This window comes from Pseudomonas brassicacearum, from assembly GCF_003732175.1.
Classification (GTDB): domain Bacteria; phylum Pseudomonadota; class Gammaproteobacteria; order Pseudomonadales; family Pseudomonadaceae; genus Aquipseudomonas; species Aquipseudomonas brassicacearum_G.
Genome location: NZ_MOBI01000038.1, coordinates 44,419 through 62,135 on the forward strand (window position 1 = coordinate 44,419; position 17,717 = coordinate 62,135).

At 59.3% G+C, this 17,717-nt stretch carries 17 protein-coding genes, 4 tRNA genes and 1 pseudogene; 6 read left to right on the top strand and 16 right to left on the bottom strand.

Annotated features, from left to right (window positions below; translation table 11 throughout):
- Positions 1–14 precede the first annotated feature (14 nt).
- Positions 15–206, bottom strand: coding sequence for a Flp family type IVb pilin (locus BK658_RS28285; protein ID WP_123585186.1), 192 nt, complete (start codon positions 204–206; stop codon positions 15–17).
- Positions 207–362: 156 nt separating this feature from the next.
- Complete coding sequence (locus BK658_RS28290; RefSeq protein ID WP_123585187.1) at positions 363–554, bottom strand: Flp family type IVb pilin; 192 nt, start codon at positions 552–554, stop codon at positions 363–365.
- 435 nt (positions 555–989) lie between these two features.
- Between BK658_RS28290 and BK658_RS28295 the strand changes: the two genes are divergently transcribed.
- A complete protein-coding gene (locus tag BK658_RS28295; RefSeq protein WP_123585188.1) occupies positions 990–1,853 on the top strand; it encodes a response regulator transcription factor in 864 nt (287 codons plus the stop codon).
- 59 nt (positions 1,854–1,912) lie between these two features.
- Here the strand turns inward: BK658_RS28295 and BK658_RS28300 are convergent.
- From BK658_RS28300 to BK658_RS28315, 4 genes are all read right to left on the bottom strand, one after another.
- A tRNA-Gly gene (locus tag BK658_RS28300) sits at positions 1,913–1,988 on the bottom strand.
- Between the two features lie 2 nt (positions 1,989–1,990).
- Positions 1,991–2,066, bottom strand: a tRNA-Glu gene (locus BK658_RS28305).
- A 104-nt stretch (positions 2,067–2,170) separates the two neighbouring features.
- A tRNA-Gly gene (locus BK658_RS28310) sits at positions 2,171–2,246 on the bottom strand.
- 2 nt (positions 2,247–2,248) lie between these two features.
- Positions 2,249–2,324 (bottom strand) — tRNA-Glu (locus BK658_RS28315).
- Positions 2,325–2,694: 370 nt separating this feature from the next.
- Between BK658_RS28315 and BK658_RS28320 the strand changes: the two genes are divergently transcribed.
- Positions 2,695–3,453, top strand: a complete 759-nt coding sequence (locus BK658_RS28320) for a hypothetical protein (protein WP_185019916.1) — start codon at positions 2,695–2,697, stop codon at positions 3,451–3,453.
- 155 nt (positions 3,454–3,608) lie between these two features.
- Here the strand turns inward: BK658_RS28320 and BK658_RS30900 are convergent, their stop codons facing one another.
- The 4 genes and pseudogenes from BK658_RS30900 to BK658_RS28335 all read right to left on the bottom strand — a co-directional run bounded on the left by BK658_RS30900 (position 3,609) and on the right by BK658_RS28335 (position 8,012).
- The gene (locus BK658_RS30900) at positions 3,609–4,490 is read right to left on the bottom strand and encodes a methyl-accepting chemotaxis protein (protein ID WP_371917849.1); all 882 of its coding nucleotides are present in this window, start codon (positions 4,488–4,490) and stop codon (positions 3,609–3,611) included.
- Positions 4,470–5,618: pseudogene (locus BK658_RS30905) on the bottom strand (HAMP domain-containing protein); the annotation flags it as partial. The pseudogene BK658_RS30905 and the gene BK658_RS30900, both read right to left, overlap by 21 nt.
- 89 nt (positions 5,619–5,707) lie before the next feature.
- A complete protein-coding gene (locus tag BK658_RS28330) occupies positions 5,708–7,114 on the bottom strand; it encodes an aminotransferase-like domain-containing protein (RefSeq protein ID WP_123585191.1) in 1,407 nt (468 codons plus the stop codon).
- Positions 7,115–7,250: 136 nt separating this feature from the next.
- Positions 7,251–8,012: an SDR family oxidoreductase gene (locus BK658_RS28335; protein WP_123585192.1), complete on the bottom strand. Its 762-nt coding sequence runs from the start codon at positions 8,010–8,012 to the stop codon at positions 7,251–7,253.
- A gap of 232 nt (positions 8,013–8,244) precedes the next feature.
- Here BK658_RS28335 and BK658_RS28340 point away from each other — a divergent pair, with 232 nt between their 5' ends.
- The gene (locus tag BK658_RS28340) at positions 8,245–9,249 is read left to right on the top strand and encodes an NADP-dependent oxidoreductase (protein ID WP_123585193.1); all 1,005 of its coding nucleotides are present in this window, start codon (positions 8,245–8,247) and stop codon (positions 9,247–9,249) included.
- 138 nt (positions 9,250–9,387) lie between these two features.
- On the opposite strand, the gene pyrF is transcribed toward BK658_RS28340, so the two are convergent.
- The gene (pyrF, locus tag BK658_RS28345; protein WP_162491267.1) at positions 9,388–10,086 is read right to left on the bottom strand and encodes an orotidine-5'-phosphate decarboxylase; all 699 of its coding nucleotides are present in this window, start codon (positions 10,084–10,086) and stop codon (positions 9,388–9,390) included.
- Positions 10,087–10,392: 306 nt separating this feature from the next.
- Here pyrF and BK658_RS28350 point away from each other — a divergent pair, with 306 nt between their 5' ends.
- The 3 genes from BK658_RS28350 (at position 10,393) to xopAW (ending at position 13,148) form a co-directional block, all read left to right on the top strand.
- Positions 10,393–11,157 carry a response regulator gene (locus tag BK658_RS28350; protein ID WP_103319086.1) on the top strand — a complete coding sequence of 255 codons (765 nt, stop codon included), beginning with the start codon at positions 10,393–10,395 and terminating at the stop codon, positions 11,155–11,157.
- Positions 11,157–12,197 carry a sensor histidine kinase gene (locus BK658_RS28355; RefSeq protein WP_123585194.1) on the top strand — a complete coding sequence of 347 codons (1,041 nt, stop codon included), beginning with the start codon at positions 11,157–11,159 and terminating at the stop codon, positions 12,195–12,197. Before BK658_RS28350 ends, BK658_RS28355 begins: the two co-directional genes overlap by 1 nt.
- Before the next feature lie 111 nt (positions 12,198–12,308).
- Positions 12,309–13,148 carry a XopAW family type III secretion system calcium-binding effector gene (gene xopAW, locus BK658_RS28360; protein ID WP_123585195.1) on the top strand — a complete coding sequence of 280 codons (840 nt, stop codon included), beginning with the start codon at positions 12,309–12,311 and terminating at the stop codon, positions 13,146–13,148.
- Between the two features lie 102 nt (positions 13,149–13,250).
- Here xopAW and BK658_RS28365 read toward each other — a convergent pair whose 3' ends face one another.
- The 5 genes from BK658_RS28365 to BK658_RS28385 form a co-directional block, all read right to left on the bottom strand.
- Complete coding sequence (locus BK658_RS28365; protein WP_123585196.1) at positions 13,251–14,303, bottom strand: AI-2E family transporter; 1,053 nt, start codon at positions 14,301–14,303, stop codon at positions 13,251–13,253.
- Positions 14,304–14,374: 71 nt separating this feature from the next.
- Positions 14,375–15,181: a DUF4892 domain-containing protein gene (locus BK658_RS28370; protein WP_123585197.1), complete on the bottom strand. Its 807-nt coding sequence runs from the start codon at positions 15,179–15,181 to the stop codon at positions 14,375–14,377.
- Positions 15,182–15,204: 23 nt separating this feature from the next.
- Positions 15,205–15,864, bottom strand: coding sequence for a glutathione S-transferase family protein (locus tag BK658_RS28375; protein WP_123585198.1), 660 nt, complete (start codon positions 15,862–15,864; stop codon positions 15,205–15,207).
- 50 nt (positions 15,865–15,914) lie between these two features.
- Positions 15,915–16,766, bottom strand: a complete 852-nt coding sequence (locus BK658_RS28380; protein WP_123585199.1) for an alpha/beta hydrolase — start codon at positions 16,764–16,766, stop codon at positions 15,915–15,917.
- Positions 16,763–17,569 carry an alpha/beta fold hydrolase gene (locus BK658_RS28385; protein ID WP_123585200.1) on the bottom strand — a complete coding sequence of 269 codons (807 nt, stop codon included), beginning with the start codon at positions 17,567–17,569 and terminating at the stop codon, positions 16,763–16,765. The genes BK658_RS28380 and BK658_RS28385 overlap by 4 nt, the downstream gene beginning before the upstream one ends.
- Positions 17,570–17,717 lie beyond the last annotated feature (148 nt).

Below are 17,717 nucleotides of genomic sequence, written 5' to 3' on the forward strand. Positions count from 1 at the left end.
GGGTATTATCGTTATCAGCAAGCAGCACCATTAACCGCAGCGCAGAGTGCTGTGATCCTGGTGTTCACTGCGCCGCCAAGTAGAGTGAACGCAACGACAACAGCGATCGTAATCAACCCGCCTGCCACTGCGTATTCCACAATGGTCAGGCCATCCTCGTCTTTGGCGAACTTGTGCACCGAAGTTCTTATTAATTGCAGAGTCATTTTGCGTACCTCACTACTGCAGTCATGTAGCTCAGTACCTACCTTGGTAGAGACGGCACGATGTCCATTGAGTTATCCGGCAGCTCTATCAGCAAAACAGTAACAACCGGTTGCTCCATGGACGTCGCGCGTCCCCCCCACGGTAAGTTGTCATTATCAGCAGGCAGCACCTTTGACCGCGGCGCACAGCGCTGTGATCCTGGTATTCACTGCGCCACCCAAAAGAGTGAACATGGCGGCAACTGCCACGGTGATCAGTCCACCCGCTACCGCGTATTCCACGATGGTCAGGCCGTCTTCGTCTTTGGCGAACTTCAGTACCGAAGCCTTGATAGTTTGAAGAGTCATTTTGCACACCTCATTTTCGAATGTTGTTCTTCCGGGGGAGCAGCACTTTTTGCACTGCTTGTAGCTACCTTAGTCAGGGCATCCCCAAGGGGGTTAGGAGGATTTTGCGCATCGCTAGGACTTTTTTGCGGGCACGGCCAACTAGCGGGTAGTGGGTGTCCGCAGAAGGAAAAGAAGGGAAAGGAAAGGCTCTAAACAAGGAACGGCGGGCAAAGGCCATTGCCCTTGATCCACAAACGACGAACGGTTGACCCGGTATCCACCGCCAACACGCCAATAAATAACCGCCCGGCACTGACTGCCAGGCGGAACATAGAGCGCATAGAACTAAATTCGGATGTTCTTATCAGGATTTAGTCTGCATAGCGATATCACATTGACAATACTACTCAGCGGAGAGAGGCACGAAGAACCTCCGAAGCCAGAGCTAAACACATGACGTCAAACGTGATCAGGAAACCATCACTACTCTGGTTCGATCGGACCCACGATCGGTCCACCCCGGAACTCATGGCGCAGTTCGAGCACGCCTGCGACTGCAAACTGGTGAAAGACTCCAGATTTTCCAGCGGGATGCAGGCCGACATGATCTGCATCCATTTTGATCGCCCCGACACACCCGGCCTGAAGATGCTGCTGGAGATCAAACGCACCGCACCGGCCATTCCGATCACCATGTTCACCGTGCAGCACTCCGAAGAGCTGGCCGTATGGGCGATGCGTTCCTGTGTCTGGGAATACATGGTGCTGCCCCTTTCAGCCGCCGAAAAGAAACGCTACCTGATGGCTGTCGTTCAGCTTCACGAGCTGCGCCGCAATGTTCGCGACCAACGCAAGACGTTACAGATCGACCACTCCCCGACCCTTCCGGGCAGTATCCGGATGACGCCGGAACACCAAAAACACCAGGCGTTGAGCAATGTGCTGCTATACATCGATCAGCACTTTCGGGACAACATCGATCAGAGGGAGGTGGCCAAACGCTGCGGCATAACGACCTTTCGCTTCAGCCGCCTGTTCAAGGAAGCCTACGGACTCGGCTTCATGGATTACATCCTGAACAAGCGCATGAATTTTGCGAAGGAATTGCTCGGCAACAGCCAGATGCCTATCACCAGCATTGGCTATGAAGCCGGTTTCAAGGACCCTTCCTACTTCGCTCGAGCCTTCAAGCATTCCGCCAACTGCACACCCAGCGAATACCGCTTGGCGCACCAGCTTAGAGCGTCGGTAGTCGCTGAGTTGGATGAAACAACCGCCGAAGTGCTGGATAGCCTGATCCATAGCCTCGGAGGCTGAGGCACTTTTATAACGCGCACACAAAAACACCGCTCAGTGAGCGGCGTTTTTGTTAAATATGGAGCGGGAAACGAGACTCGAACTCGCGACCCCGACCTTGGCAAGGTCGTGCTCTACCAACTGAGCTATTCCCGCAATGGCGTCCCCTAGGGGACTCGAACCCCTGTTACCGCCGTGAAAGGGCGGTGTCCTAGGCCACTAGACGAAGGGGACACGCTACCCGGAACACATGGTGTGTGTTTCGGTGTCCAGACCCGCATCCGAAGACTTGGTTCTGGTTTCACTCAGCCCTGCCCGAAAGCAAAGCCGTTTAAAATTGGAGCGGGAAACGAGACTCGAACTCGCGACCCCGACCTTGGCAAGGTCGTGCTCTACCAACTGAGCTATTCCCGCATTGGCGTCCCCTAGGGGACTCGAACCCCTGTTACCGCCGTGAAAGGGCGGTGTCCTAGGCCACTAGACGAAGGGGACACACGTACAACATTCACTCCCTACCGCGTTTCGCTGTGTGCTTTCCGCTGTAAGTGGCGCGCATTCTATGGATGGATTGAGGGGTCGTCAACCCCCAACTATAAATTTATTTAAATCAATGACTTCGCCCCCCTTTGAGGGGCAATTCCGGGTTTTCGTCCGACCGGGGTTTGACGCCTATATTCTGTCACTCGCCAAGGCGCTATAGTCCTCTCCAGCAGATGATGGCAATGTGCGCCCATCCACACATTGCCTATATAGACAGCGCAAAGGCTCGATTCAACTCGTCGCGCCACCCTATGCGCCCCCAGGCTTAGCCACTACACTCGCACGCAAACCCTATAAAGAGGTCTTCACGGTGACACCACTCATGATCACCCTGCTAGTAATAGTCGGGATCGCAATATTGATCGCCATTGGCTACATGAACCATGTGGTGGAAAACAATAAACTGGAAAGGGCCCGCACCAAGGTCGAACTCAATGATCGACTGCGCCGCTGTGGCGAAATCACCGAGACCTTCCCTGGCCAGCTGATGACTCCGGCGCTCAAGCTGCTGCTGACGCGACTGGAACTCAACGTCTGCCAGCGCCTGCTCAATCTGGATAAAACCAATTCGACGGCCAAAGCCCGCATTGAGGAACTGAGTGCGCTGGTCGCACGAGGTGAATCGATTCCGGTCAACAACCCACCGGCACCGATCCAGACTGAAGCCAAGGCCAAGGACGTACGCTTTTTGCTTGAAGCCTTGCATGGCCAGATCACTCGTGCGGCACAGGACGGTTTCCTGCCAACCAACGAAGCCAAGCGCTGGATTCGTGAAGTTCGCCACATCCTGGTATTGCTGCACATCGAGTTCTTCAACAACCTCGGTCAACATGCACTGCAGCAGGAACAACCCGGGCAAGCCCGCCTGGCGTTCGAGCGTGGCGTGCAGTACTTGCGCAAACAGCAAGACCCGCAGGTTTACAGCGAGCAGTTGCAGTACCTGGAAAAACTGCTGGCGCGCTCCAACTCCATGGTGCTGACCAACATTGCACCGGTGGAAGGCGAAGTTAACGAGTTGACTGAAGGCCTCAAAGACGTGGAAGCCGACGCAGACTGGAAGAAAAAGGCTATCTACGACTGATAGTGGTAACACCCGTGGCGAGGGAGCTTCGCTGGGTCGCGAAGCGACCCTCTCCCCTTCGCTCAGGTCAGTCAGACCACAAGTACCGCGCTCTACCAATGCTGCACCCGAGCGCGGACCGCACTGACGGGAGCAAGCGCCCCCGCCACACACGCTTACAACCTGAAATGCCCCACCATCCCCTTCAGCTCAACCCCCAATTGCGCCAGCTCGATACTCGACGTGGCATTGCCTTGCATGGCCACCGAGGATTGATCGGCACTGGCACGGATGCTGGTCACGCTGCGATTGATCTCTTCGGCAACCGAACTCTGTTGTTCGGCCGCTGCAGCGATCTGCTGGTTCATCTGCTGAATCAGCGAGACCGCCGCAGCGATACTGCCCAGCGCACTCTCGGTCTGTAACGCATCACTGACGGCGAGCTTGACCAGCTCACCGCTGCTCTGTATTTGCTGCACCGACGCCTGCGCAGCTGAACGCAAGGCACTCACCAGACGTTCGATTTCTTCTGTGGATTGCTGGGTACGCTTGGCCAGGGCCCGGACTTCATCGGCAACCACGGCAAAGCCCCTGCCCTGCTCACCGGCTCGCGCGGCCTCGATGGCCGCATTGAGTGCCAGCAGGTTGGTCTGCTCGGCAACGCTCTTGATCACGCTGAGGACAGTGCCAATGTTCTGGATTTCCGCACTGAGGCTTTCGATGCTGGAGCTGGCCGACGTCGCCGAGTCAGCCAGTTGCTCGATGCGCTGCATGCTCTGACGCACGACCTGCTGACCGGTTTCGACCTTGCCGTCTGCCGTTTGCGCCGCCAGTGCCGCTTCCTCGGCATTGCGCGCAACATCATGCACAGTCGCGGTCATCTGATTCATCGCGGTGGCGACTTGCTCGGTTTCTTCCTTCTGGCTGCTGACTTCCAGGTTGGTCTGCTCGGTCACCGCCGAGAGCGATTGCGCGGAATTCGCAAGCTGCTCGATACCCGCCTGCAAGCCGCTGACAATACTGCTCAGCCCCGCGCCCATTTGCTGCATGGCCTGCATCAACTGGCCGATTTCATCACGCCGTGTCACCTGCACGGTCGCGCTCAGATCGCCCGCCGCAATTTTCTGGGCGACGAGAATCACACTGCGCAGTGGCGCAACGATCAAGCGAGTAATCACCCACGCGGCAATCAGCCCGACCAGCAACGCAAGCGCCGAAGACGCAATAATCAACGCCGAATTCTTCTTCAGTTCTGCCTGCATCGACTGGTCCTCGGCCGCGTAAGCCTGGTCGACCCGCTGCACCACTTCGGCGGCGCGCTCATGCAACTGCTGATAGACCTTTTTCTCCTGACTCAGCAGCCCCGTGTACTCGGCAAGTTTTTCGCTGAAACTGGCGATATGCCCGGCCACTTCGTTGAGCACTGTCTGGTAGCCCGCGTCCTTGACCGCGCTCTTCAATGCCTCAACCTGGGTCAATGCCTGGTCGGCCTGTTCAATCTTGCCTTGCTCGGCGCTTTCGTCACTGGCCTTGCGGCTTTGATCCAGGCGCACTCGCGCCTCATTCATGGCCTGCAACATCAGTCTCGACACCTGACTGACCTGGTTGGCTTGCTCGATAACCTCCGCGCCCTCCTTGCCTTGGGTATCCTTGAGCGCATAAGCGCCATCATCGGCAAGGCCAGCCTGCAACACATCGAGGTTATTGGCCACGCTGGACACCGACCAACTGGCCATTTCCAGCGCCAGTTCCTTGGACTGGGTCAGCTCGACGAACTCATCGAAGGCTTTGCGGTATGCCCCCAGTGACTGCTCGACATCATTCATCACCGGAACGTTAGCCGCCGACTGCGCCTTGAGTTGCGTTGCGAGGGCGACCAACGCGTCAACACCCTTGTGCAAGGCATCGACGGTTTTCGGATCACTGTGCAAGGCGTATTCCTGCTCAAGCAAACGCACCTTGAGCAGGCCACTGTTGAGCGACGACATCTGCTTGAGCCCGTCGAAGCGCTGGCTGATGGTTTGCAAGGACCAGACGCCGATAGCGGCCACCACGGCCGTCAACATCAGGACCAGAATAAAACCGACACCCAGTTTTTTTGCCATACCGAGGTTGGCAAAACGTCCTTGCACGGCCGAAATCATTGCTCGTAACCCCCTTCCCATACTCAATGGCAACACGACCATTTTCTGTTGTTGCAGGTTCGCAATGGGGTGCACCCAAGCACAAGCCTTTGGCGCCGCGATAATGGCAAAAAGCTACGCGTGAGTCGTTTTCAGAACGGTCGAAGTCGATCCGGTAAGGCGCACGCCTGAAAAAACGCCTGCGCCCGAGGATCGCTGGCATACGCCACATTGATGCGCAGCCAATCGGTGGTCTCGCCATTGGGGCTGAAGGCCGTCGTGGAGGACAGCACGATACCGAATGAGTGAGCCAGCGTGCGCACCCGTGCCGATTCGTGCTCTCGTGGTCGGGCCCAAATGTACAACCCGCCCGCAGGCTTGCCGAACACCTCCCAGTCGGCGTCTTCAAGCACCAGCAATGTCGCCGCCATATCTCGCTTCAATCGCTGACGCTGGCGCTGTACCAGTTTGCGGTAGGCGCCATTGGCCAACAGACTGCTCAGCACCGACTCGCAAAACCGCGAAGCTCCCAGGCTGGTAATCATCTTCATGTCTGCCAGACGCGCAATGATTGCAGCGCTGGCCACGACATAACCGACCCGCAGCGAACTGCTGAGGGTTTTCGAAAAGCTGCCGACATAGACCACGTTCTGACCCGCATCCAGTGCCGCCAGACGGGTGCCGGCACTGCCCTGGAAGTCTGCGTAGACGTCATCCTCGACGATGATTAATTCATAACGCTTGGCCAATTGCAGAATCCGTTGCGCAACGGCGAGTGCCAGGCTACTGCCGGTCGGATTGTGGAACAGGCTATTGATGAACAACGCACGGGGATTGTTCGCGCTCAACAGGGCCTCAAGGACTTCAATGTCCGGGCCGCGAGGGGTCCGTGGTACTTCCAGCAACCTGACACCATGCAACCTGAGCAGCTTGAACAGATTCGAATACCCCGGACTTTCGACCACCACGCAATCACCCGGTTTGAGCAGCGTCCGTATGATCAGATCAAGCCCGTGAGTAGCTCCCGTAGTGGTGAGAACCTGGTTCTCATCGACGGTAATACTCATCTGTTGCAGGCGTTTGAGGATCTGTTGGCGCAAGACAGGCAACCCGTATGAAGGGCTGTAGTTGAACATTCCGGCCATGTCGGTACGCGAAACCTGGCGAATGGCATAACTGAGATCGTCGCTCTCGCGCCAGCTTTCGGGCATACCACCACGCCCCAGCGGCAACATGCCCAACGGGTCATCGACCACCCCGACACTGTTTGCGTCAGCCGCCGTGGGGCCCGATGGGTCAGCGCAACGATGTGTCGCGCCCAAAGGCCCGGCAACGAAAAAACCCGAGCCATGACGCGACGCCAGCACGCCTTGGGCGACCATGCGCTCATACGCCTCAATGACACTGGACTGACTGAGCAGGTTTTCCCGGGCCAGTTGTCGAATCGACGGCAAACGCGTTCCGGGCTCAATGGCACCTTGGCGAATCCAGCCAGCGAGGGCGTCAACAATTTGCTGCACGACAGGCACCAACGCCTGCCGATCGATTCTCAATTCCATGAGAGACCCACTCCAACTGTTTTTCTGGGGCCAGTTAAGCACAGGCGCTCGCATGAAGCTGTGCGACAACGCCGCTAAAACACCCTCCTCTAACCCCTTGAAACACAATGCCCGGCACTACGTCGCAGGCAAATCATCAGAACGCCGTCACCCCACCATCCACCGTCAGCGAGTGACCGGTGGTGAACGCCGCCCCATCGCTGCACAGATAAAGCACCGCACTGGCAATTTCCTCGACCTTGCCAATACGTCCCACCGGGTGCATGGCGGCGGCGAAATCGGCTTTTTTCGGATCGGCCTCATAGGCGCGGCGGAACATGTCCGTATCGATAACCGCCGGACAGACCGCATTCACGCGGATTTTCTTCTTCGCATATTCGATGGCCGCCGATTTCGTCAGGCCGATGACCGCGTGCTTGGACGCCGCATAGATACTCATCTTCGGCGCCGCGCCAAGCCCGGCCACCGAAGCGGTATTGACGATCGCGCCGCCACCTTGCGCCAGCATCAGCGGCAGTTGGTACTTCATGCACAACCAGACGCCTTTGACGTTGACGCCCATGATCGCGTCGAACTCATCGAGCGTGCCTTCGGCGAGCTTGCCCTTTTCGATTTCGATCCCGGCATTGTTGAAGGCGTAGTCGACGCGCCCATAAGTACTCACCGCCTTCGCCATCAGATTCTGTACATCGTTCTCCTGGGTCACGTTGCACCGCACGAAAACCGCTTCGCCACCGGCAGCCCGAATCAGCTCGACGGTACTTTCGCCGCCGGCCACATCAAGGTCCGCGACCACCACTTTCAAGCCTTCGGCGGCAAACGCCTGGGCGGTTGCGCGGCCGATACCGGCGGCAGCCCCTGTCACCAACGCCACCTGGCCGGAAAACGTCATGCTCATTGTTAGGTCCTCGAACGATGTGGGGGATCTCGTTTTCGCAGTCTAGGCACCCCGCCCCGTCACACGGCAGCACTATCAGAGGGCCGGTTGATTGCTTATGAGTTGCAGTGATGAAGATCCCCGCACGACTATCACTCCTTTGGATCGGGCTGTATTCGCTGTGTCAGCAAACCTTGCGACAACCGCCATGAGGGTTTATCAATCAGACTTCATTCAACCTTGAGTGCCCGCCATGACTGCCCAGACCAACCGTCAATTCCTGCTCGCCAAACGTCCGGTGGGAGCTGCGACCCGCGAGACCTTTACCTATCAACAAGTCCCTGTCGGTGAGCCGGCGGCGGGCCAGGTCCTGGTCAAGAACGAGTACCTGTCGCTGGACCCGGCCATGCGTGGCTGGATGAACGAAGGCAAGTCCTACATCCCGCCCGTGGGCATCGGCGAAGTCATGCGCGCACTCGGAGTGGGCAAGGTGATTGCCTCGAACAACCCGGGCTTTGCCGTGGGCGATTACGTCAACGGTGCGCTGGGTGTGCAGGATTATTTCCTTGGGGAGCCACGAGGTTTCTACAAGGTCGATCCGAAACTGGCGCCATTGCCGCGTTATTTGTCAGCGCTGGGCATGACTGGCATGACCGCTTACTTCGCACTGCTCGACGTCGGGGCGCCGAAGGCCGGGGAGACCGTGGTGCTGTCGGGTGCAGCAGGCGCGGTGGGCAGCATTGCCGGGCAGATTGCCAAGATCAAAGGCTGTCGCGTAGTGGGTATCGCCGGCGGCGCGGACAAGTGCAAGTTCCTGATTGACGAGCTGGGCTTCGACGGCGCCATCGACTACAAGCACGAAGACGTGGTTGCCGGCCTCAAGCGCGAATGCCCGAAAGGGGTAGATGTGTATTTCGATAACGTCGGCGGGGATATTCTCGACGCCGTGCTCAGCCGCCTGAACATGAAGGCGCGCGTGGTGATCTGCGGCGCCATCAGCCAGTACAACAACAAGGAAGCGGTCAAAGGTCCGGCCAATTATCTGTCGCTGCTGGTCAACCGTGCGCGGATGGAAGGCTTTGTAGTGATGGATTACGCCGCGCAGTTCGCTGCTGCCGGGCAGGAAATGGCCGGGTGGATGGCCAAGGGGCAGCTCAAGAGCAAGGAAGACATCGTCGAAGGACTGGAGACATTCCCGGAAACGCTGATGAAGCTGTTCAGCGGCGAGAATTTTGGCAAGTTGGTGTTAAAGGTTTAACGAAGTATCTGACTACATTGATCGTTCCCACGCTCTGCGTGGGAATGCAGCCCTTGACGCTCTGCGTCAATCGCCGAAGCGGACGCAGAGCATCCGGTGAGGCGTTCCCACGCAGAGCATGGGAACGATCTGTAAGATTTACGCCAGTTCGGCCACGACGTCGGCCAGGGCCTTGGCCGGATCGGCCGCCTGGCTGATCGGACGACCAATCACCAGATAGTCGGAACCGGCATCCAGGGCCTGGCGCGGTGTCAGGATACGACGCTGATCGTCCTGGGCGCTGCCCGCCGGACGGATCCCCGGGGTCACCAGTTGCAGCGACGGGTGCGCCGCTTTCAACGCCGAGGCCTCCAGCGCCGAGCACACCAGGCCATCCATCCCGGCTTTTTCTGCCAGTGCCGCCAGACGCAATACCTGCTCTTGCGGCTCGATGTCCAGGCCAATCCCGGCCAGATCTTCACGCTCCATGCTGGTCAGCACGGTCACGCCGATCAACAGCGGTTTTGGGCCGCTGCGCTGGTCGAGCACTTCGCGACAGGCCGCCATCATGCGCAGACCGCCGGAACAATGCACATTGACCATCCACACGCCCATTTCCGCAGCCGCCTTGACGGCCATCGCGGTGGTGTTTGGAATGTCATGGAATTTAAGGTCGAGAAACACCTCGAAGCCCTTGTCGCGCAAGGTCCCGACGATTTCCGAAGCGCAGCTGGTGAAGAGTTCTTTACCGACTTTGACCCGGCACAGTTTCGGGTCCAACTGGTCGGCCAGCTTCAGTGCGGCGTCACGGGTAGGGAAATCCAGGGCGACGATGATAGGAGTCTGGCAGGCGGACATGAGTGGGCTCTCAGGCAAGTCGAAATCGGCGCGCATTGTAGCGGAACGCGAGCCCGTCCGGGACCCGATGATCGGTAAATCATCTTCAACAGTGCCGGTTGGCGGATGATAAACCCTGCACGCCCGGCAATTGTGTCGAAACAGATACACTCACGACACGCCCTCAACACCGCCCAAGGCTACCCTCGCCAACCGCAAGACTTCCTACAGCACTTCCCGCCTCACGGCCGGACGCCTTATGCTGAAGCCACAACCTCGCAGCCCATCTTTTGTGGTTGGCAGCCTCTCTGGCAGATGAACGTACGCATGCAAAATAGCCCTGCTCCTCTGAACGATGATCAAAAAGCCCCCGCAGCCGGCGAAGACAAACGCTGGAACACCCGCGCGCTGATCGTTGACGACGACGTTCCGATCCGCGAACTGCTGATCGACTACCTGGCCCGCTTCAACATCCACGCCAGCGGCGTTACCGACGGCGCCGCGATGCGGCTGGCGCTGCAAGCGGAGCATTACGACGTGGTCGTGCTGGACCTGATGCTGCCCGGCGAAGACGGTCTGTCGCTGTGCCGCTGGCTGCGCGCCGAATCGGACATCCCGATCCTGATGCTCACCGCCCGCTGCGAACCCACCGACCGCATTATCGGCCTGGAACTGGGGGCCGACGATTACATGGCCAAGCCGTTCGAGCCACGAGAGCTGGTCGCACGGATTCAAACCATCCTGCGCCGCGTGCGCGATGACCGTACCGAACAACGCGCCAACATTCGCTTCGACAACTGGCGCCTCAATAGCGTGCTCCGCCAGTTGATCTCCGTCGATGGCCTGGTGGTGCCGCTGTCGAACGCCGAATTCCGTTTGCTCTGGGTATTCATCGAGCGCCCGCGACGGGTGCTCAGCCGCGAGCAATTACTGGACGCCGCCCGTGGACGTTCGATCGAAGCGTTCGATCGCAGTATCGATCTGCTGGTCTCGCGCCTGCGGCAAAAGCTCGGTGACGATCCCAAATCCCCTCAGTTGATCAAAACCGTTCGCGGCGAAGGTTACCTGTTCGACGCCCGAGACATCGGCTGATGCGTGCGCGCTTCGATACGCTGTTCGGCCGCCTGTTTGGCGTGCTGTTGCTGGCGATTATCCTGGCGCACCTTCTGGCGTTCTTCTGGTTTCACCATTACGGCCATCCCCCGCCCCCTCCACCGCCGGAGTTTTCCGCCGGGTTCAATGGGCAACCGCCTCCGCCCTTCAAACACAGACCGCCGCGGCCCTGGTTTGGCGGCCCGATCGTACCGCTGACCTTTCAGCTTATCTCGCTGGTGATTGCCGCCTGGTACGGCGCAAAGCTGCTGTCCCGGCCGATTCAACGCTTGAGCGCGGCCGCCGAGAGCCTCAGCGAAAACCTCGACAGCCCACCGCTTGATGAGTCCGGCCCCCGAGAATCACGGCAGGCGGCGCACACCTTCAACCTGATGCAAAAGCGTATCCGTGAGCAGGTGCAGCAGCGCTCGCGGATGCTCGGCGCCGTTTCCCATGACCTGCGTACGCCATTGTCGCGGCTCAAGTTGCGCCTGGAGAAGATCGACGACATCAAGCTGCAAGGGCAGATGCGGCAGGACCTCGACGACATGATTCGCATGCTCGATGCGACCCTCAGCTACCTGCACGAACAACGTACCAGCGAAGCCCTGCAGTGGATGGACGTGCAGGCGCTGATCGAATCGCTCTGCGAAAACGCCCAGGATCAGGGCGCTGACGTGCAGGCCAGCGGGCACTGTGCACCGTTGCAGGTTCAACCGATGGCCCTGCGGTCGTGCATCAATAACTTGCTGGACAATGCCTTGCGGTACGCCGGCCAGGCACTGATCACCCTTGAAGACAGCCGTGAACAGCTGATCATTCGAGTGATCGATCATGGCCCGGGAATCAACGCCGACAAACGCGAAGCCGTGTTCGAGCCGTTCTTTCGCCTGGAAGGTTCACGCAACCGCAACTCTGGCGGCATTGGACTGGGCATGACCATCGCCCGCGAAGCCGCCCAACGGCTGGGCGGGGCATTAAGCCTGGAAGAAACCCCGGGCGGCGGCCTGACTGCCGTGGTCTGCCTGCCACGGGCCTGAACAGACTCTGTGTGCTGATTCGTACAAATTCCACATACCCACGACAACTGCTCCCCCGAGGCTGTATGGGCCGGTGCCTTCACCGGTTTTATCCATCCAGGGAGTGAGCCCATGATCGGCAGCGTCAGCAGTAACTCCAGCTATACCAGCGCCACCAGTGCGGCCTATGCCGCCCGCCTCCAGCAGCGTCAGAAAGAGTTGTTCGCCAAACTCGACACCAATGGCGACGGAACCGTTTCCAAGGATGAGCTGAACAGCGCCCTGGCGAAGAAAAGCGACAGCCGCGTACTGAACAGCCTGAGCCAGCAATTCAGCAGCCTGGACAGCGATAACAGTGGAGGTCTGAGCAGCCAGGAAATGGCCGCCATGACGCCATCGTCCTGCCAAGCCCATAATGATCAGCCGCCCAGCACGGAACTGGCCGACACTATGCTCAGCCTTCTGGACAGCAACAGTAATGGCAGCATCAGCAGCGATGAGCTGAGCGCGGGCCTGACGAAAGCCGGCAGTACTGCCGACAGCAAGAGCCTGTTCGCCGCGCTGGACACTAACAACGACGGGAGCGTGAGCAAGGACGAGCTGGTTGCCGCCCTCACGCCGCCTCAGCCGCCACAACAACTGTCCAGCCAGTCCCTGTTTGGCCAACTCGACACGAATGGTGATGGCAGCATCAGCACCAGCGAACTGAGTAGCGCCCTGGCCGCAACCTCGTCCACCAGCAGCACCGACAATGGTGCGGCCCTGCTCAAGATGCTCGACACGGACAACAGCGGTGGCGTCAGCAGCGACGAATTGAAAGCGGCGCTGCAAACGGGCAGCAGCCAGAACAGCGGCACCATCGATCAAGGCGCAGTAGCCGAGGCCCTGAGCAAATTGATCGTCAGCATGAATCAGCAGTATTCGCAGGCCAATACGCTGAACTCCAGCAAAAACCTGAGCGCTGCTGCCTGATTCAGGCAAAAAACTGAAAAGATCGCAGCCTGCGGCAGCTCCTACGCGGTATTCGCATTTACCGTAGGAGCTGCCGCAGGCTGCGATCTTTTCATTGGCGACTCAACTCTTGTTGTCAACCCGCGCCTGACTGTTGCTCCAGTCGTTCAACAGGCTGTACGCCACGGCCAACAAGGTCGGACCGATGAACAAGCCGATAAAGCCAAAGGCGATCAACCCGCCAAACACCCCAAGCAGCACGATCACCAACGGCAAATTGCCGCCACGACTGATCAGGTAGGGCTTGAGCACGTTATCGACGCCGCTGATGATAAACGTGCCCCAAATGCCGAGGAACACCGCCAGGCCGTACTCGCCCTTCCAGGCCAGCCAGGCAGTCGCCGGAATCCACACCAACGGCGGGCCCATGGGGATCAGGCTGAGCAGGAACGTGACGATACTCAGCACCAGTGCGCCCGGAATACCGGCAATCAGGAAGCCGATCAGCGCCAGGATCGCCTGGGCGGCGGCAGTGCCGATGACGCCGTTGACCACCCGCTGCACCGTTCCGGCGACAAGTTCGATGTAATAAGCGGCACGCTCGCCGATCAGCCGTTCCAGCAGACGGTGAGCAAACATCGCCAAGCGCGGGCCGTCCCGATAGAAAAAGAACACGAAAACGATGCTCAAGGTCAGCTCGAGAATCCCTCCGCCGATCTGCGCACTGCGCGCCAGCAACCAGTTGCCGACCTGTCCCAGATAGGGTTTGACCGCCAACAACAGCGCCGCGCCTTGCTGATCAAGGCTGTTCCAGAGCCCAACCAGCCGCTCGCCAACCAGGGGTATCCCGGCCAGCCACACCGGTGCCGCCGGCAAGCCGTCAACCTGAACGTCCTTGATGAACACCGTGGCGTCACGCACATGATCGGCCAGGTTAAAACCGAGCCACACCAACGGCACCGCCACCAGCACCATCCAGCCGAGCGTCAGTAACGCCGCCGCGAGGGATTCGTGACCATTGAGCCAGCGAGTCAGCAAGCGCATCAGCGGCCAACTGGCGAACGCCAGCACCGCGCCCCAGAACAGCGCCGACCAAAAGGGCGCCATCACCCAGAAGCTGGCACCGAACAACACCAGGAGCAGGATCTGCACCAACAGGCGATCGTTATTGATCATGAAAAATCTCGAGCAAGGTCAATCAACAAAGAGTAGGCGAACGGCCAATGGCACGTTCGCCGAGGGAAAAACTATCGCAGGAACTCGATGTGCAGGCCGGTTGCCGGCACATTGCCAAGCTCCATCCGCGCCGCACGTACGCCCTGCCCGACCAGCGCCTGACGCCAGGCTTCGGCATTGGCTCCGGAAACACTGACGCGCAAAGTCGTATCGAGGTTCAAGCCGCGCGACAGCAACGTCAGCCAAACCGGTTGCGGCTCCCCCGTCAACCGCGGCAGGTCCAGCACACCGGTGTCCTTGAGCTGACGCAACAGGGTCGCCGAGGTCGGCAACAACTCGCCCAATAGCGTGCTGGCATCGAACTGCTCGACGTGCAGATAGGCTTTTCGATTGCCGCGAGTGATGCTGTAAAGCGCCAACAACGAGTTGTCCTGTGGCGCTGCGAGTCGCAGCAGTAGATAAGCCTGTTGATCGTCGGCGCCATAGAGTTTGGCGTTGCCGAACACTTGATTGGCCCACAGGCTGCTTTCGCCGCAATCGCGGGCCTGGCACCAGAACAGCAGTTCGGCCCCCTGTTTCTGCAAGGCTTCGCGAGCGGCGGTAAAGGCCTCGGTGGACGAGTGTTCCGGCGGCAACTCGTAGGTCACCGAGGTCACGTTTCCGCGGGCACTGACCTGGCCATCGAAACGCAACTGGCCGCTGATTTTGCGGATCGAGCCCATGGGATAGATCCGTTCAAGCTCGGCAACCGGGCGATAGTCGACGATCTGCGCATCGGCCAGACGTGGCACCAGCGGCAAATCGTGACTTCCCGGCACATCGGCGGCAAACACCAGCGAACTGAAACACCCCAGCCCCAACAAACAGATCAAGCGCATGCTCTTCAACCTTGAAGGTACTCTCATCGGATCAGCATGGCCTGAGCGCCTTTGACGACATTCGCGTCGTCGTTACGCGGCGGAATCTGCAAGCCACGCTGCACCGCCGGGCGAGCTTCCATCGCCGCCATCCAGCGTTGCAATGCGGGTAAACCGTCCACCGAAACGCCAGACCACTCATGGCCACGGACCCACGGATAAGTGGCGATGTCAGCAATGCTGTAGTCATCGGCCAGGTACTCGACAGTTTCCAGGCGCGTGTTCAGCACTTCATACAAACGCCGGGTTTCATGCTGATAGCGGTCGATGGCGCCCTGAAGCTTTTCCGGGAAATACCGGAAAAACACGTTGGCCTGCCCCTGCATCGGGCCAACACCACCCATCTGGAACATCAGCCACTGGATGACCACCGAACGCCCTTTCGGATCCTTGGGTAGCAGTTTTCCGCTCAGCTCAGCCAGGTAGATGAGAATCGCGCCGGATTCGAACACGGCGAAATCACCGTTGTCCCGATCGACAATCGCCGGAATCCGGCCATTGGGATTGATCTTGAGAAACGCTGGAGCCTTTTGTTCCTTTTTGTCGAAACTCAAGACATGCACCGTGTAGGGCATGCCGAGTTCCTCGAGCACGATAGAGACCTTGTGGCCATTCGGGGTCGCAGCGGTGTAGAGATCTATCATGGTTGTCTCCCATTTCAACCCGCCCAGCCTCGACAGTTGCCCGCTGCAAGTCAAGGAACGGCGAAGAACCGATTGAAACAGTCTGCAACAAGGGCGGCGCCGGGCTCGTCATTCAGGTGCAAATGATGGCCGCCGGGCAGCTGTTCACGGCTAAAGGGTAGACGCTCCAGCAATTCTGGATGTTTGGCGAGCATGCCGTCAGCGGCAACCACCAATTGCGCAGGACAACTGATTCGCTGAACGAAGGACATCGCCTGTTCATCGCTCAGGCGCAGTGGCGACGCCAGCGTCAGGCGACTGTCGGTGCGCCAGGTGTAGCCGCCCGGCACCGGCATCAAACCCCGCTGAGCGAGCAGTTCGGCAGCTTCGCGACTGACTGCGACCAGGCCTTTCATACGGGCTTCGATGGCGCGATCCAGGCTGTTGTAGACCGGTTTGCGCTTTTCTTGCAGGTCAAGTTGCGCTTGCAGGGCCATGCCCATGCGTTCGGCGGCGTTGTCATGAGCGGCGGTGGGCGGAATCACCCCGTCGATCAGCGCCAGGTGCGTCACGCGCTCGGGCAAGGCACCGGCGAGCACCACAGAAACGATTGCGCCCAAGGAATGGCCCAGCAGCGCAAAACGCTTCCAGCCCATCTGCTGCGCAACTTGCAGCACATCATGAGCATAATCCCACAGCGCATAACCGGCGCCCAACGGCCGATGCCCGGAATGCCCGTGGCCGGCCATGTCCAGCGCAATAATGCGCAGACCTTCAAGTTTCGGCGCCAGGCGCGCAAAGCTGTTGGCATTGTCGAGCCAGCCGTGCAAGGCAATCACCGGCAGACCGTCTTCAGGGCCAAACAGGTGCGCGGCCAACTCGATGTGCGGCAGGCTCAGGCGGACTTCTTCGACGCTGCTCATGCGCAACTCCGCTCACTGTGCCCTTGCCAACGGCTGAACAGGTTTTTCAGCAACGTCGCAGTGTCTTGCGGGCGCTCAAGGGGAAACATGTGGCCGCCGGGCATTGTCAGCGACTCGCCTTGCGGCATACGGCCCACGAAGCTGGCGTGATGGCGCATGACCACCCGACTCTGCCGGCCCCGAACCACCGCCAGCGGTACTTTCAACTGGCGAGGACGACCCGGGCTGATGTGCGGAACACCGCGATAGATGCAGATCTCGGTGGCCGGATCGAAGCGCAGACGCAGGCGATCACCAACCTGGTGCAGCCCGTGCTGCAAGTACGCATCGAGGCAGTCCGGATCGAAACCGCGAAACAGGGTTTTACCGGCGAAATAGCTGCGCGCCGACTCCAGGTCGGCGAACTCCTCGCGACGCCCCAACGTGCGGCCGGCCGGGGTCAAGCGGTCGATAAAGCCAAAACGCTTGGCGGCGCGGATAACCCATTGATCGGGGCGGGTCAGCACTGGTGAATCCAGCATCACCACGCCGCGATACAGCTCTGGGCAACGCAAGGCCGCGTGCAGGTGCAAGACGCCACCAAAGGAATGGCCAACGCCCCACACCGGCTCGGGTTGCTGTTTCAGGTGATGGATCAGCTCGTCCACCAGGTTGTGCCAGTTATCGTCGGCCGGGAACCGCGGGTCATGGGCGTGCTGCTGCAGATGCGCGACCTGATACTCCGGCGCCAGCGCGGCAAACAACTTGCCGTAGGTGTCTGAAGGAAAGCCATTGGCATGGGCGAAAAAGATCTGCTGCGGCATAACGGCGCGTCCATAAACGAAATCAGGTGTTGATTGTCCGTAAGACGCAAGCCCACAGCAATGACCGTAACTGCCAGGAATGATGACAGTCAGGCCAAGGCTATGGGCAATTCAGCCCCGCAGAAAACTTTGTGGCGAGGGGGCTTGC

Bases quoted from the DNA above. Each gene is read 5' to 3' on its own strand.
- xopAW (WP_123585195.1), top strand. From the start codon at position 12,309: ATGATCGGCAGCGTCAGCAGTAACTCCAGCTATACCAGCGCCACCAGT.
- BK658_RS28290 (WP_123585187.1), bottom strand. From the start codon at position 554: ATGACTCTTCAAACTATCAAGGCTTCGGTACTGAAGTTCGCCAAAGAC.
- BK658_RS28350 (WP_103319086.1), top strand. From the start codon at position 10,393: ATGCAAAATAGCCCTGCTCCTCTGAACGATGATCAAAAAGCCCCCGCA.
- BK658_RS28330 (WP_123585191.1), bottom strand. From the start codon at position 7,114: ATGGAATTGAGAATCGATCGGCAGGCGTTGGTGCCTGTCGTGCAGCAA.
- BK658_RS28335 (WP_123585192.1), bottom strand. From the start codon at position 8,012: ATGAGCATGACGTTTTCCGGCCAGGTGGCGTTGGTGACAGGGGCTGCC.
- BK658_RS28320 (WP_185019916.1), top strand. From the start codon at position 2,695: ATGATCACCCTGCTAGTAATAGTCGGGATCGCAATATTGATCGCCATT.
- BK658_RS28370 (WP_123585197.1), bottom strand. From the start codon at position 15,181: ATGCGCTTGATCTGTTTGTTGGGGCTGGGGTGTTTCAGTTCGCTGGTG.
- BK658_RS28385 (WP_123585200.1), bottom strand. From the start codon at position 17,569: ATGCCGCAGCAGATCTTTTTCGCCCATGCCAATGGCTTTCCTTCAGAC.
- BK658_RS28375 (WP_123585198.1), bottom strand. From the start codon at position 15,864: ATGATAGATCTCTACACCGCTGCGACCCCGAATGGCCACAAGGTCTCT.
- BK658_RS28355 (WP_123585194.1), top strand. From the start codon at position 11,157: ATGCGTGCGCGCTTCGATACGCTGTTCGGCCGCCTGTTTGGCGTGCTG.
- BK658_RS30900 (WP_371917849.1), bottom strand. From the start codon at position 4,490: ATGCAGGCCATGCAGCAAATGGGCGCGGGGCTGAGCAGTATTGTCAGC.
- BK658_RS28365 (WP_123585196.1), bottom strand. From the start codon at position 14,303: ATGATCAATAACGATCGCCTGTTGGTGCAGATCCTGCTCCTGGTGTTG.
- pyrF (WP_162491267.1), bottom strand. From the start codon at position 10,086: ATGTCCGCCTGCCAGACTCCTATCATCGTCGCCCTGGATTTCCCTACC.
- BK658_RS28285 (WP_123585186.1), bottom strand. From the start codon at position 206: ATGACTCTGCAATTAATAAGAACTTCGGTGCACAAGTTCGCCAAAGAC.
- BK658_RS28340 (WP_123585193.1), top strand. From the start codon at position 8,245: ATGACTGCCCAGACCAACCGTCAATTCCTGCTCGCCAAACGTCCGGTG.
- BK658_RS28380 (WP_123585199.1), bottom strand. From the start codon at position 16,766: ATGAGCAGCGTCGAAGAAGTCCGCCTGAGCCTGCCGCACATCGAGTTG.
- BK658_RS28295 (WP_123585188.1), top strand. From the start codon at position 990: ATGACGTCAAACGTGATCAGGAAACCATCACTACTCTGGTTCGATCGG.